Annotated in this window: 13 protein-coding genes and 1 pseudogene; 10 read left to right on the forward strand and 4 right to left on the reverse strand. The window is 63.9% G+C overall.

The genetic code is table 11. From position 1 onward, the window contains the following. Positions 1–363: 363 nt before the first annotated feature. Positions 364–894 (reverse strand): peptide deformylase, encoded by a 531-nt coding sequence (gene def / locus EJ078_RS14505; RefSeq protein WP_067323765.1) that lies wholly within the window; start codon positions 892–894, stop codon positions 364–366. 103 nt (positions 895–997) lie between these two features. On the opposite strand from def, the gene EJ078_RS14510 reads away from it, so the two are divergent. Then, a complete protein-coding gene (locus EJ078_RS14510; protein WP_095799011.1) occupies positions 998–2,248 on the forward strand; it encodes a DNA recombination protein RmuC in 1,251 nt (416 codons plus the stop codon). A gap of 15 nt (positions 2,249–2,263) precedes the next feature. Here EJ078_RS14510 and EJ078_RS14515 read toward each other — a convergent pair whose 3' ends face one another. Next, positions 2,264–2,668 carry a GFA family protein gene (locus EJ078_RS14515; RefSeq protein WP_127213862.1) on the reverse strand — a complete coding sequence of 135 codons (405 nt, stop codon included), beginning with the start codon at positions 2,666–2,668 and terminating at the stop codon, positions 2,264–2,266. A gap of 31 nt (positions 2,669–2,699) precedes the next feature. Next, positions 2,700–3,659, reverse strand: a complete 960-nt coding sequence (locus EJ078_RS14520; RefSeq protein WP_127213861.1) for a cation diffusion facilitator family transporter — start codon at positions 3,657–3,659, stop codon at positions 2,700–2,702. Positions 3,660–3,906: 247 nt separating this feature from the next. Between EJ078_RS14520 and EJ078_RS30720 the strand changes: the two genes are divergently transcribed. Both EJ078_RS30720 and sugE read left to right on the forward strand, forming a co-directional pair. Then, positions 3,907–4,032, forward strand: coding sequence for a hypothetical protein (locus tag EJ078_RS30720; protein WP_082953831.1), 126 nt, complete (start codon positions 3,907–3,909; stop codon positions 4,030–4,032). Positions 4,033–4,229: 197 nt separating this feature from the next. Beyond that, on the forward strand, positions 4,230–4,544 hold the full coding sequence (gene sugE / locus EJ078_RS14525) for a quaternary ammonium compound efflux SMR transporter SugE (protein ID WP_095825476.1): 315 nt from the start codon (positions 4,230–4,232) through the stop codon (positions 4,542–4,544). A gap of 64 nt (positions 4,545–4,608) precedes the next feature. Here sugE and EJ078_RS14530 read toward each other — a convergent pair whose 3' ends face one another. After that, the gene (locus EJ078_RS14530; protein ID WP_095776825.1) at positions 4,609–5,037 is read right to left on the reverse strand and encodes a DUF6481 family protein; all 429 of its coding nucleotides are present in this window, start codon (positions 5,035–5,037) and stop codon (positions 4,609–4,611) included. Between the two features lie 226 nt (positions 5,038–5,263). Between EJ078_RS14530 and EJ078_RS14535 the strand changes: the two genes are divergently transcribed. The 7 genes and pseudogenes from EJ078_RS14535 (at position 5,264) to pmtA (ending at position 13,240) form a co-directional block, all read left to right on the forward strand. Beyond that, on the forward strand, positions 5,264–6,316 hold the full coding sequence (locus EJ078_RS14535) for an LLM class flavin-dependent oxidoreductase (RefSeq protein ID WP_127213860.1): 1,053 nt from the start codon (positions 5,264–5,266) through the stop codon (positions 6,314–6,316). A 91-nt stretch (positions 6,317–6,407) separates the two neighbouring features. Continuing rightward, positions 6,408–7,577 carry an AI-2E family transporter gene (locus EJ078_RS14540; RefSeq protein ID WP_067003075.1) on the forward strand — a complete coding sequence of 390 codons (1,170 nt, stop codon included), beginning with the start codon at positions 6,408–6,410 and terminating at the stop codon, positions 7,575–7,577. 88 nt (positions 7,578–7,665) lie between these two features. Further along, on the forward strand, positions 7,666–7,857 hold the full coding sequence (locus EJ078_RS14545; RefSeq protein WP_245459223.1) for a hypothetical protein: 192 nt from the start codon (positions 7,666–7,668) through the stop codon (positions 7,855–7,857). A 3-nt stretch (positions 7,858–7,860) separates the two neighbouring features. Beyond that, a pseudogene (locus EJ078_RS14550) lies at positions 7,861–8,858 on the forward strand (LLM class flavin-dependent oxidoreductase). A gap of 386 nt (positions 8,859–9,244) precedes the next feature. Then, positions 9,245–11,161: a molecular chaperone DnaK gene (dnaK, locus tag EJ078_RS14555; RefSeq protein ID WP_095782077.1), complete on the forward strand. Its 1,917-nt coding sequence runs from the start codon at positions 9,245–9,247 to the stop codon at positions 11,159–11,161. A gap of 220 nt (positions 11,162–11,381) precedes the next feature. Beyond that, complete coding sequence (dnaJ, locus tag EJ078_RS14560) at positions 11,382–12,512, forward strand: molecular chaperone DnaJ (protein ID WP_067003083.1); 1,131 nt, start codon at positions 11,382–11,384, stop codon at positions 12,510–12,512. A gap of 122 nt (positions 12,513–12,634) precedes the next feature. Beyond that, on the forward strand, positions 12,635–13,240 hold the full coding sequence (gene pmtA, locus EJ078_RS14565; protein WP_208721599.1) for a phospholipid N-methyltransferase PmtA: 606 nt from the start codon (positions 12,635–12,637) through the stop codon (positions 13,238–13,240). The last annotated feature ends 37 nt before the right edge of the window (positions 13,241–13,277 follow it).

Raw genomic sequence — 13,277 nt, forward strand, 5'->3', positions numbered from 1 at the left:
CTCAATCATACCCAGCACGGGTTTGCGCGGCGCTGAAGACTCTTCGGTAACTAAGTTCGAATGCTTTCCTCATATGATTCGGGCCTCTTGCCCCTTCGGAGCCATTCATATGAAGACTCGTCAAAAGACATTTGGGGCGTGTCGTACGCCAGGTTCAAATCGCTCGATGAGGAATCTACGAAGGGCGAGTTGTCCAAACGACGTGAGCGAGCATTAGCTGTCTACCTCACGCCGCTTTTTGCAGTGGCATTAGTCGTGGTTTTAATATTCTCGCCAGAATCTCGCGCGCTTGCGTTTGAATTGGGTTCCAAAGCCATCGAAGTCGGGAAAGACTGGATCCTGCGTGGAATGCTCGAATGAGGTTCAGCCCGCCATCTTGCCCGGCGCCTTGTCCTTGGCGAGCTTCTTGAATTTCCTGACCACCATGTCGCGCTTCAGCTTCGAGATGTGGTCGATGAACAGCACGCCGTTAAGATGGTCGATCTCGTGCTGCAGGCAGGTCGCCATCAGGCCTTCGGCCTGCATCTCCTGCAGCTTGCCCTCGCGGTCGAGATATTTCACCCGCACCGCCGCGGGACGCTCGACCTCGGCATAGTAGTCAGGGATCGACAGGCAGCCTTCCTCATAGACCGAGCGCTCGTCGGAGCTTTCGAGGATTTCCGGATTGATGAAGACATGCGGCGCCGGCGGCTCGCCTTCCTTGGCGAGGTCGATGACCAGCAAACGCCGCGGCTCGCCGACCTGGATCGCCGCCAGCCCGATTCCCGGCGCGTCATACATGGTTTCCAGCATGTCGTCGGTGAGCTTGCGCAAGTCACCGTCGACGCGCTCGACCGGTTTGGAAACCTGGCGCAGGATTGGATCGGGAAGGATGATGAGCGGCTTGATCGACATGGCGTCTCACCTAAGACGTCGATGGAAAAGCGTCAACCGGGGCGGCTTTGACTTGTTCACGTTTTGATCTGTGCCAGCAGAGCGAATCGGTTATGCTGCCCAAATGAACGACATGACCTCGATCCTTTCGCAGCCCGTCGCGCGGCTCGGCGCCACCACAATCAGGCTCGGCGAGGCGCTTGGCTTCGGAGCGCTGCTGCTGCTGGCGCTGTTCCTGGCGCTCGTCATCGCGTTGTGGCGCGCGGGAAAGGCGCGCGCGGCAGCGGCGGCCGAAGCGGCCGACCATGCCCGCGACACCGAGGCCAGGATGGCGGACATTCTTCAGGCGCAGGCCGAGATGCAGGGTCGCATGGGCGCGATCGCCGAAGTGTTCGGCGCCAGGCAGGCCGAGCTCACCCAATCGCTCGGACAGCGGCTCGACGCCATGACCGGCCGCCTTGGCCAGACCATGGCCGAGCAGACCAAGTCGACGCATGAGAGCCTTGCCAAGCTGCAGGAGCGGCTGGCGGTGATCGACACGGCGCAGGGCAACATCCAGTCTTTAGCCGGACAGGTCGTGCAGCTGCAGGCGATCCTCTCCAACAAGCAGACTCGCGGCGCCTTCGGCCAGTCGCGCATGGAGGCAATCATTGCCGACGGCCTGCCGCACGGCGCGTACGAGTTCCAGGCGAGCCTTTCCAACGGCAGCCGGCCCGACTGCCTAGTGCGGATGCCGAACGGCGCACCGATGCTCGCCATCGACGCCAAGTTTCCGCTGGAGGCCTGGAATGCCATTCGTGCCGCCGAAGCCGCCGACTTGCAGAAGGCGGCGGCGCAGGCGTTCCGGCGCGACATCGAGGTGCATATCCGCGATATCGCGGAAAAATACCTGATCCAGGGCGAGACGCAGGACACCGCCTTCATGTTCGTGCCCTCGGAATCGGTGTTCGCCGAGATTCACGAGAATTTCGAGCCCGTGGTGCAGAAGGCGCACCGCGCCCGCGTCGTCATCGTCTCGCCGTCATTGCTGATGCTGTCGATCCAGGTCATCCAGGCGATCCTGAAGGACGCGCGCATGCGCGAGCAGGCGCATCTGATCCAGGGCGAGGTCATCCGCCTGATGGAGGACGTGGCGCGAGTCGACGAGCGTGTGCGCCGGCTGCAGACGCATTTCGGCCAGGCGGCCAGGGATATCGACGATATCCTCGTCTCGACGACGAAGGTCACCAAACGCGGGCAGAAGATCGAGGCGCTGGAGTTCGCCGAGGGCGAACCCGAACCGCCACGCGGTCCTGCCAAGGTGGAGGCGGGCGCGCGCGTGGCCGATTCCAAGACGGGTCAGCTCAGGCTGCGCGTCGTCGAAGGCGACGACTGAGCTGCCGTAACTCCGTTACTGCTCCTCGATGGTCGTGATGCCTTCGATTTCCGGCAGCCAGTGCAACGCCGAGCGGTGCCAGACCTGCCTTCTCGGCACCAGTTGGTCGCGCTGGCGCGCCGTGCCCACCCTAATGCCGTAGATTTTCGGTCCATCGCCGACCGACGTCGCATAGAGATGCGATCCGCATTCGCCGCAAAACCCCTGCGCGCGCTTGGCGCCGCTGGATCCGGTCTTGATGTAGACCTTCGGCGTGCCCTTGGTAATCCGGTAGTGCTCTTCTGGCGTGCCCACCGTCACGCGAAAGGCCGTTCCCGTCAGTTGCTGGCAATCGGTGCAATGACAGATCGAGGTCTTTTCGGGATCGACCTCCGCTTCGTAGGTGATGGCGCCGCAATGACACCCGCCGTCGATTCTCATGGGCTTGCTCCCAAGACTGCTTCGCTCAAATCTAATCCTCTTCGAAGGCCCCGGCGATAGGCTTACGCCTGCGCTCCCATGTGCCAGTCGCCTGCGGCTTGACGAACAGCCTGGTGATTTCGGGCATATCGCTTTTCAGTCGCGCCTCCAGGCGTTCAACGCAGGCTTCGATCTCGGGCGCCGTGAGATGATCCTCGAATTCGATGCTTAGGCCTGCGACGATCTCCTGCGGGCCGATATGGACGCTCAGTATGCCGTTCGCCCGCTGCACGGCCGGGTCGTGGTCGGCGATCACCAGAACCTTGCGTTCCACCTCGGGCGAAGCAGGCTCGCCGAGCAGCAGACCCTTGCTCTCGCGCGCCAAGAAGATGGCGGTGGCGCCCAGGATGACGGCGATGCCGATCGAGCCGGCGCCGTCGAGCTCGGGGATCGCCAGAAGTTCAGACGTAAGGATGCCCGCGAAGGCGACGACGAGGCCGAGCAGCGCCGCGCTGTCCTCGAACAGCACGGTGTAGACGCTGGGGTCCTTGCTGCGGCGCACCGCCTGAAACCAGCCCTGCTTGCCCTTTTGCTGGCGGAACTCCTTCAGCGCCACCAGCCAGGAACTGCCTTCGAACAGAAAAGAAAGACCAAGCACGATGTAGTTGACCTTGGCGTTGACGACCGGTTCCGGCGCCATGATGTGGATGACGCCCTCGTAGAAGGAAACGCCGGCGCCAAGCGCGAACACCAGCAGGGCGACAATGAAGCTCCAGAAATAGAGTTCGCGCCCATGGCCGAGCGGATGCGTGCGGTCGGGCGGGCGCGCGGCGCGGCGCATGCCGTAAAGCAGAAGCGCGCCATTGCCGGTGTCGACCAGCGAATGCACGCCCTCCGACAGCATGGCTGAAGAGCCTGTGAAGAATGCTGCGGCGAATTTGGTCAGGGCGATCGCAACATTGCCGGCGAGCGCGGCGTAGATCACTCTTTTCGAGCCGCTATGCCCTGCCATGCGCTTCCGATCCTCTTCCAAGTGGGAGCTCAGCGGCCGCCGCCCAAAGCTCCACCGACAATGCGCCAGCCGCTCCGAGGTTCAGATGCCCCTATGCATTTCTGTTGCCTGATCGATCCCGAGGTCGCGGGATGAAGGGAAAACGGTTGACATAGCGCAAGCCGGCTTTCGAAGCTGCAAGCGGCCTCTTGCGGTCGGGCGCTTCTCTTGTTTCACTTGTGCTGCCCACAAATCGGAGGAGCGAATCATGGCGAAAGGTGCGATGAAGGCGGGCAAGGAACCCCGCAAGCCGAAAAAGGACGCCAAGAAACCGGCCGCGGCCCCGGCTCCGAAGGCGCCGCCGGTCAAGGCGATGCGCATCAAGGAGAAGTAGGCCGTCAGCGCGGCCGATCCGTCTCGATGCGGATTTGAACCGGCGGCATGCCGAATGCTGCCGGTGTTTTGTTGATCGGGGTACAGAACTCACTATATCGGTACCGCGAGGACGACCTCGCTTCCCCGAAACCCGGCCGGGACGACCCGCCACCTCAAACGTCGAGCATTCGATGCTCGATCGATGGAGCGTTCGCGATGTCCTGGATCTTCCTTTTCTTCGCCGGCCTGTTCGAGATCGGCTGGGCGATCGGCCTCAAATATACCGATGGTTTCTCGAAGCCGCTGCCGACCGTGCTCACGATCGTCTCGATGATCGTCAGCCTTGGCCTGCTCGGGCTTGCGTTGAAGACATTGCCCGTCGGCACGGCCTATGCGGTATGGACCGGCATCGGCACTGTCGGCACGGCCTTGCTCGGCATCTGGCTGCTCGGCGAGCCGGCGACCGCAGTGCGGCTTGCCTGCATCGGCCTGATCGTCTGCGGCATCGTCGGGCTGAAGCTCGTCGGCTGATGTAGCACGAACGCGTTCAGGGCCGCTCCTGGCGACCCTGACTCATTTCGAAACGAACTCGAACCTAGCGGGCCGAGAAGCCCGGAGGCGTGCGACCGACGCGCGCCTTGCGGGCGGCGTAGCGCGCATCGCGCTTGGCCTTGCGTTCGGCCTCCTCGGCGAGCAGGCGGGCGATGCGTTCGGTTTCCTCGGCTTCGCGGATCTTGGCCTCGGCAGCCGCTGCCTCTTCGGCAGCAATACGGGCCGCTTCGGCCACTGCCTCGCGTTCAGCCTTCTCGGCCGCTTCGCGCGCCAGCTTTTCCTGCTTCAACCGGGCCTTCTCGGCCTCGCGGATAGCACGGGCCTCGAGGATCGCCTTGCGTTCCGCCTGACGCGCCAGAACCGCTGGGTCGTCCGCCGCCGGCTTTGACTTGAAGCGCTCCAGGAGCGCCTTCTTTGCCTCGTTCGCGGCGTTGCGCCGCTCGAATATGTCTTTTTCCCTGTAAATAGCCAAGTCCACTTCCCTGAAGTCAATTCGCGACGCTTACATACGCGCGAAAGCGGTGAGTTCAAGCGCCAAAACGGTATGCCAGCCATGAAAATCTGGGCTGTTGCCGTCGGGATACGTCGTCGCGGCGCGATGCACTGTTCACAAATCGCGCCTCTGGCGGCTCTGGGGGCCGGTCGCTACCTCTAGCGCCAACAATCAACGCCCAAGCGGCGCATCAGGATGCATGAAAATGGAACTTGGCCTCTACACTTTCGCGGATGTCAGCCCGGAGCCGGGCCCCGGCGCCATCGGCCCGCACGAACGGCTGCGCAACCTGATCGAGGAGGTCGAGCTGGCCGACCAGGTCGGTCTCGACGTGTTCGGCCTCGGCGAACACCATCGCCCCGACTATGCGGCCTCGGCGCCGGTCGTGGCGCTGGCCGCGGCCGCGGAGCGGACGAAGCGGATCAAGCTCACCAGCGCGGTCACGGTGCTTTCTTCCGACGATCCGGTGCGGGTCTTCCAGCAGTTCGCGACGCTCGACCTTCTGTCCGGCGGCCGCGCCGAGATCATGGCCGGGCGCGGCTCCTTCATCGAATCGTTTCCGCTGTTCGGTTACAATCTCGAGGACTATGACGAGCTCTTCGCCGAGAAGCTCGATCTCCTGCTTGCCATCCGCGACCAGGTGAAGGTGACGTGGCAGGGCAAGCTGCGCGCGCCGATCAACGGCCGCGGCGTCTATCCCCGACCTTTCCGGGACAAGCTGCCGATCTGGATCGCCATTGGCGGGACGCCGCAGTCCGCCGCCCGCGCCGGCGTGCTCGGCCTGCCGCTGGCGCTTGCCATCATCGGCGGCGAGCCGGCCCGCTTCGCGCCGCTGTTCGAGATCTATCGCGAGGCGGCAAGGCGCGCCGGCAACGATCCCGCCTCGCTCGCGACCAGCTTGAACGTGCATGGCTTCGTCGGCGAGACGACCGAGAAGGCGGCCGACGATTTCTACGCACCGCAGGCCGAGGTGATGAACCGCATCGGCCGCGAGCGTGGCTGGGGGCCGACCTCGCGGGCGCATTTCGATCAGGCGCGCGGGCCGAACGGCGCGCTGTTCGTCGGCGATCCCGAACAGGTGGCGGAAAAGATCGTCGCCCAGCACAAGATCTTCGGCAACGACCGCTTCCTGTTGCAGATGGCGATCGGCACCATGCCGCATGCCAAGGTCATGAAGGCGATCGAGCTCTACGGCACCAAGGTGGCGCCGGTCGTGCGCAAGGAAACGGCGAAGGCCGCGCCGGCGCCCGTCGCCTGAGGACGCCTGCCCGGCAAGATGCGCCCTCACCGCCGGCTAAGGAACCTTGGCGGCGGCGCGTACGTTTTCCTCGGCGATCGCGAGGGAACGGATGAAGGTCGAAACGAGCGCTTCGGGTTCGAACGTTGCCGAAAGCCCGGACGAGCGCGCCAGCGCCCGCGCCGAATTGCGCCTCATTCGATTGCTGCTGATCGGCATCTTCGTGCTGATAACGATCGCCGCGCTTTACTTCGCCCGCGCCTTCTTCATGCCGGTGATCCTCGCCTTCCTGCTGGCGCTGACGCTGACCCCGATCGTGCGCTTCCTGCGCAAGCGCGGCATCCCCGAGGTGGCCTCCGCGACACTGCTGGTGTTGCTGTCCCTCTTCGTCTTCGCCAGCGCCGGTTACCTGCTCAGCGGCCCGGTCATCGACCTCATCAACAACAGCTACTCGATCGGCGAGCAACTCACCGAGCGGCTGGCGCCTTTCAAGCGTCCGCTCGAGAGGGTCATGGATCTCTCGCGTCAACTGCAGGCCCTGACCGAGACATCGCAGGAACCGGGTGTGCAGAAGGTCGCGCTGGCGCCGTCCGGCATCCTGTCGACGGCGGCCAGCAACATTCTGGGAGCCGGCACGAGCATCACCCTCGTCTTCGTGCTGTCGCTGTTCCTGCTCGCCTCCGGCACCTTGTTCTACGAGAAGATCGTCCAGTCCTTCGCCCACCTCAGCGACAAGAAGCGCGCGCTGCGCATCGTCTATGACGTCGAGCACGAGATTTCCCATTACCTGCTTACCGTGGCGGCCATCAATGCCGGCCTCGGCACGGTGATCGGACTTGGCCTTTGGGGACTTGGGATGCCGAACCCGCAGGTCTGGGGCGCGGCCGCGGCGCTGCTCAACTTCCTGCCCTATGTCGGCGGGCTGATCACCTTGCTGCTGGTCACGATCATCGCGCTGATCAGCTTCGATACGATCCCCTACGCGTTGCTGGCACCCGCCTTCGTTTTGTTGTGCGACATCGTCGAGGGCCAGTTCGTGACCCCGACGGTGGTCGGCCGGCGGCTCGAGATAAACGCGGTGGCGATCTTCATCGCCATCGCCTTCTGGTCCTGGCTCTGGGGTTTCGTCGGCGCGCTGATGGCGGTGCCGCTGCTGGTGGTCATCAAGGTGTTCTGCGACCATTTCGATGGCCTCAGCCATGTCGGCAATTTCCTCGCCGCGCAGCAGACCATGGCGATCGACGACGAGGCCGGCGATAACAACCACAAATCCGGCGCGTGAGGCCTGGCCCAATCTGCATGTCCGGCCGGCTGTTTGCGGCGCCCATGGCGAGTGCCTATATCGGTCCGGTCTAACCGGACCCGCCTGCATGAATGACTTCGATCTCGCGCTGCGCAACAACCGCCTGTCTATCCATCATCTCGGCGGCCGCAGCGAGCAGCGGGAAATCGCCTCGGCGACCGAACTCGCCGACGTGCTGGAAGGCCAGTTCGCCATCGTCATTCCCGACCGCGCCGAATTCGAGGCCCGGTTGCGGCAGAAGCAAATCGTGGAGACCTGACCAATGACGGCCCTTTCGGTTCTCGACCTGTCGCCGATCACGCAAGGCAGCGATGCCTCGCGGTCGCTGGCCAATTCGCTCGACCTTGCCTGCCATGCCGAGCGGCTTGGCTACAAGCGCTACTGGCTCGCCGAGCACCACAACATGCCGGGCATTGCCAGTGCCGCGACGTCGGTTGTCATCGCCCATGTTGCCGGCGGCACCAAGACTATCCGCGTCGGCGCCGGCGGCATCATGCTGCCCAACCATGCGCCGCTGATGATTGCCGAGCAGTTCGGCACGCTGGCAGCACTTTTCCCCGGCCGCATCGATCTCGGCCTCGGTCGCGCGCCAGGCACCGATATGATGACGGCGCGGGCGCTTCGCCGCAACCTGGAGGCCAGCGACAACTTCCCCCAGGACGTGGTCGAGCTGATGGCTATTTCCAGCCGGCCGAGGAAGGTCAGCGCATCCGCGCGGTGCCGGGCGAAGGCCAGGACGTGCCGGTCTGGATCCTTGGCTCCAGCCTCTATGGCGCGCAGCTCGCGGCGCTGCTTGGGCTGCCCTATGCTTTCGCCTCGCATTTCGCGCCGGCCGAACTCGACCACGCGCTGGAGGTCTATCGCACTCGCTTCCAGCCGTCGGCGCAGCTCGACAAGCCTTATGTGATGCTCGGCCTCAATGTCTTTGCGGCACCCACCGATGCCGAGGCGAAGCTTTTGTTCACCTCGCTGCAGCAGGCCTTCGTCAACCTGCGCAGCGGCCGGCCCGGCCAGCTGCCGCCGCCGGTCGAAAACTACGACCGCGACCTTGATCCCGTCGCCAGATCCATGCTGGCCCAGGCGCTGTCCTGTGCCGTCGTCGGCGCGCCGGAGACGGTCCGCCAGGGCATCGACGCCTTCGTGCGCCGCACCGGCGCCGACGAATTGATGGTGACGGCGCAGATGTTCGACCACACCGCGCGGGTGCGCTCCTTCGAGATCCTCGCGGACGTGCGCAGATCGATGTCGCAAGCCGCCTGACCGCTGGCCGCCTGTCGACCGGGGGGCGCAAGCGATCGCGGAAAACACATCTTTCTGAAGCTCCACGGAACTCCGTTCGCAGGCATTCACGCCCGGATCATGGCGACTGCGACGTTTTTGCCCGCGCCGGATTTACCTCGGTCCGGGCGTATCGGGCGGCAAATCGGCCGCAAAATTGGCGATTTAGCACCGTTCCCGGCAGGGGATCGGCTTGGTGGATGCGTTGCGCAGGATGCTTGCGCCTCGTGCCGCCTGTTCTTATATACGCGCCAACCGCCCGGCCTTGAAAACCCGGGGACCGTGGCGGAATTTCTTGTGAACAGGGGCTTTCGTCGGAACGCCTTATTCAGGGTCCTGAGAGCCTGCTTAGAGGAGAGACTAGAACAATGGCAAAAGTAATCGGTATCGACCTCGGAACCACCAACTCCTGCATCGCCATCATGGACGGCAAGGAGCCCAAGGTTATCGAGAATGCGGAAGGCGCGCGCACGACCCCTTCCATCGTCGCCATCAACAGCGATGGCGAACGCCTCGTCGGCCAGCCGGCCAAGCGCCAGGCGGTCACCAATCCTGAAAACACCATCTTCGCGGTCAAGCGCCTGATCGGCCGCCGCTATGACGATCCGGTGACGGAGAAGGACAAGAAGCTTGTCCCCTATAAGATCGTCAAGGGCGACAATGGCGATGCCTGGGTCGAGGCCGGCGGCAAGAAGCTTTCGCCCAGCCAGATCTCGGCCATGATCCTGCAGAAGATGAAGGAAACGGCTGAAGCCTATCTCGGCGAGAAGGTCGAGAAAGCGGTCATCACCGTTCCGGCCTATTTCAACGATGCCCAGCGCCAGGCGACCAAGGACGCCGGCAAGATCGCCGGCCTCGAAGTGCTGCGCATCATCAACGAGCCGACGGCTGCCGCACTTGCCTATGGTCTGGAGAAGAAGGACGGCAAGACCATTGCCGTCTATGACCTTGGCGGCGGCACGTTCGACATTTCGGTGCTCGAGATCGGCGACGGCGTCTTCGAGGTGAAGTCGACCAATGGCGACACCTTCCTCGGCGGCGAGGACTTCGACATGCGCCTGGTCGAGTACCTGGCGGCCGAGTTCAAGAAGGAGCAAGGCATCGACCTCAAGGCCGACAAGCTCGCCCTGCAGCGCCTGAAGGAAGCGGCCGAGAAGGCCAAGATCGAGCTGTCGTCGACGACGCAGACCGAGATCAACCTGCCCTTCATCACTGCCGACGCCAGCGGGCCGAAGCACCTGACGATGAAGCTCACCCGGGCGAAGTTCGAGAGCCTGGTCGAGGACCTCGTGCAGCGCACCATCGACCCCTGCAAGGCGGCGCTCAAGGATGCCGGCCTGAAGGCGGGCGAGATCGACGAAGTGGTGCTGGTCGGCGGCATGACCCGCATGCCCAAGATCCAGGAGATCGTGAAGCAGTTCTTCGGCAAGGAGCCGCACAAGGGCGTCAACCCGGATGAGGTGGTCGCGCTCGGCGCCGCCATCCAGGCCGGCGTGCTGCAGGGCGACGTGAAGGACGTGCTGTTGCTCGACGTGACGCCGCTGTCGCTCGGCATCGAGACGCTGGGCGGCGTTTTCACCAGGCTGATCGAACGCAACACCACGATCCCGACTAAGAAGAGCCAGGTGTTCTCGACGGCCGAGGATTCGCAGTCGGCGGTGACCATCCGCGTCTTCCAGGGCGAGCGCGAGATGGCGGCCGACAACAAGCTGCTCGGCCAGTTCGATCTGGTCGGCATTCCGCCGGCTCCGCGCGGCGTGCCGCAGATCGAGGTCACCTTCGACATCGACGCCAACGGCATCGTCAACGTCTCGGCCAAGGACAAGGGCACCGGCAAGGAGCACCAGATCCGCATCCAGGCTTCGGGTGGTCTGTCCGATGCCGACATCGAGAAGATGGTGAAGGACGCCGAGGCAAATGCCGAGGCCGACAAGAAGCGCCGCGCCCTCGTCGAGGCCCGCAACCAGGCCGAATCGCTGGTGCATTCGTCCGAGAAGTCGCTGAAGGACTATGGCGACAAGGTCTCGGAGGCCGACCGCACCGCGATCGCCGACGCGATTGCGGCGCTGAAGTCCGCAGCTGAAGGCGATGACGTGGCCGATATCGAGGCCAAGTCGCAGTCGCTCGCCGAAGCTTCGATGAAGCTTGGCCAGGCCATGTACGAGGCCTCGCAGAAGGAAGCGGCCGAAGCCGACGCCAAGGCGGACGCCGCCAAGGATTCGGACGTGGTCGACGCCGACTTCGAGGAAATCGACGAAGACGACGACAAGAAGAAGTCGGCCTGAGCCGGCTGACGGCCACATAATGCGAAAAGCCCGGCGCAAGGCCGGGCTTTTTTGCAACCTTCACCGAAAAAGTGCGGACCTGGCCCAAAAATTGACGGAAAAACACCGGTGAGCACGGCTCGGCTCTGGCATCCGGGCAACATCGCTCCTAAATCGAACAACGTGCCGGCGACGACGCGACAATGCTTGAAGACATTGAGCATCCGGACAGCGGGAAAAAATGAAAGCTGATTTCTACGAAACGCTGGGCGTGCAAAAAGGCGCCGACGACAAGGAGCTGAAGAGCGCTTTCCGCAAACTCGCCATGCAGTTCCATCCCGACCGCAACCCCGGCGACCATGCCTGCGAGCACAAGTTCAAGGAAATCAACGAAGCCTACGAGACGCTGAAGGACCCGCAGAAGCGCGCGGCCTATGACCGTTTCGGCCACGCCGCCTTCGAGCAGGGCGGCATGAATGGCGCGGCGCACGGCTTCGGCGCCGGCGGCTTCGCCGACATCTTCGAAGACATTTTCGGCGATATGATGGGTGGCCGCCAGCGCCGCTCGTCGGGCGGCCGCGAGCGCGGGGCCGACCTGCGCTACAACATGGAAATCTCGCTGGAAGAGGCGTTTTTGGGCAAGACGGCGCAGATCCGCGTGCCGGCATCGATTTCCTGTTCGGAATGCTCCGGCAGCGGCGCCAAGCCCGGCACGCAGCCGGTCACCTGCGCGATGTGCCACGGCCATGGCAAGGTGCGGGCAACGCAAGGCTTCTTCTCGATCGAGCGCACCTGCCCGCAATGCCAGGGGCGCGGCCAGACGATCAAGGACCCCTGCCCGAAATGCGCCGGCCAGGGCCGCGTCACCGAGGAGCGTTCGCTGTCGGTCAACATACCGGCCGGCATCGAAGACGGAACCCGCATCCGGCTTGCCAATGAGGGCGAGGCCGGCCTGCGCGGCGGCCCATCGGGCGACCTCTACATCTTCCTTGCCGTCAAGCCGCACGAATTCTTCCAGCGCGACGGCGCCGACCTCTACTGCAAGGTGCCGATCTCGATGACGACCGCCGCCCTCGGCGGCTCGTTCGAGGTCACCACGCTCGACGGCACTCAGACCAAGGTGAAAGTGCCGGAAGGCACCCAGAACGGCCGCCAGTTCCGGCTGAAGGGCAAGGGCATGCCGGTGCTGCGGCAGCCCAATGTCGGCGATCTCTACATCCAGACGGCGGTCGAGACGCCGCAGAACCTGTCGCGGCGCCAGCGCGAGCTCCTGGAAGAGTTCGAGCAGCTCTCCTCGAAGGACAATTCGCCCCAGTCGAGCGGCTTCTTCGCCCGCATGAAGGACTTTTTCGAATCCTTCGGCGAACCCTGAGTGGGATGCGGCAGGGGTTGACGCGCTGCCTCAACGTCATCAACATCTTATGCCAGATCTTGCCTTGCCTTGTTCCACCTAGCTGCTAAGTAGCGGGTCGGGGAGCGTTGAGGAGAGCTCGCATGGCACGTGGTCCCGGGTTGCGCAAAGCGCTGGCGGAAAAATTCGACGACGAGCTGAAGTTCTTCAAAGGCTGGATCGACAAGCCGAAAGCTGTCGGCTCGATCGTTCCCACCAGTTCCGTGACCGCCCGCAAGATGGCCTCGATCGTCAACCCGAAATCGGGCCTGCCGGTGCTGGAGGTCGGCCCCGGCACCGGCGTCATCACCCGTGCCATCCTGGCCCAGGGCGTGAAGCCGGAGAACCTCTACGCGATCGAATACTCGACCGACTTCGTGCGCCATCTGCGCCGGCTCTATCCGCGCGTCAACGTCATCGACGGCGACGCCTTCAACCTCGACGCAACACTCGGCGACAAGCGCGACTTGGTGTTCGATTCGGTCGTCTCCGGCGTGCCGCTGCTCAATTTCCCGGTCGCCCAGCGCATCGCCTACATCGAAAGCCTGCTCGACCGCATTCCCGTCGGCCGGCCGATCGTGCAGCTGACCTACGGCCCGCTCTCGCCGATTCCGCCCGGCCGCGGCGACTACACGGTCAAGCATTTCGATTTCATCATCCGCAACATTCCGCCGACGCAGCTGTGGATCTACCGGCGCGAGGCATGTTGACCGAAAGCGCTTGGCCATCGAAAGCGCTTGGGGATTG

Origin of the sequence: Mesorhizobium sp. M1A.F.Ca.IN.022.06.1.1, assembly GCF_003952605.1 — a bacterium.
GTDB lineage: Bacteria > Pseudomonadota > Alphaproteobacteria > Rhizobiales > Rhizobiaceae > Mesorhizobium.

Excerpts from the sequence above, each read along its gene's own strand:
- EJ078_RS14545 (WP_245459223.1), top strand. The coding sequence starts at position 7,666 with ATGAATGACTTCGATCTCGCGCTGCGCAACAACCGCCTGTCTATCCAT.
- EJ078_RS14510 (WP_095799011.1), top strand. The coding sequence starts at position 998 with ATGAACGACATGACCTCGATCCTTTCGCAGCCCGTCGCGCGGCTCGGC.
- EJ078_RS14515 (WP_127213862.1), bottom strand. The coding sequence starts at position 2,668 with ATGAGAATCGACGGCGGGTGTCATTGCGGCGCCATCACCTACGAAGCG.
- EJ078_RS14540 (WP_067003075.1), top strand. The coding sequence starts at position 6,408 with ATGAAGGTCGAAACGAGCGCTTCGGGTTCGAACGTTGCCGAAAGCCCG.
- sugE (WP_095825476.1), top strand. The coding sequence starts at position 4,230 with ATGTCCTGGATCTTCCTTTTCTTCGCCGGCCTGTTCGAGATCGGCTGG.
- dnaJ (WP_067003083.1), top strand. The coding sequence starts at position 11,382 with ATGAAAGCTGATTTCTACGAAACGCTGGGCGTGCAAAAAGGCGCCGAC.
- pmtA (WP_208721599.1), top strand. The coding sequence starts at position 12,635 with ATGGCACGTGGTCCCGGGTTGCGCAAAGCGCTGGCGGAAAAATTCGAC.
- EJ078_RS14520 (WP_127213861.1), bottom strand. The coding sequence starts at position 3,659 with ATGGCAGGGCATAGCGGCTCGAAAAGAGTGATCTACGCCGCGCTCGCC.
- dnaK (WP_095782077.1), top strand. The coding sequence starts at position 9,245 with ATGGCAAAAGTAATCGGTATCGACCTCGGAACCACCAACTCCTGCATC.
- def (WP_067323765.1), bottom strand. The coding sequence starts at position 894 with ATGTCGATCAAGCCGCTCATCATCCTTCCCGATCCAATCCTGCGCCAG.
- EJ078_RS14535 (WP_127213860.1), top strand. The coding sequence starts at position 5,264 with ATGGAACTTGGCCTCTACACTTTCGCGGATGTCAGCCCGGAGCCGGGC.
- EJ078_RS30720 (WP_082953831.1), top strand. The coding sequence starts at position 3,907 with ATGGCGAAAGGTGCGATGAAGGCGGGCAAGGAACCCCGCAAGCCGAAA.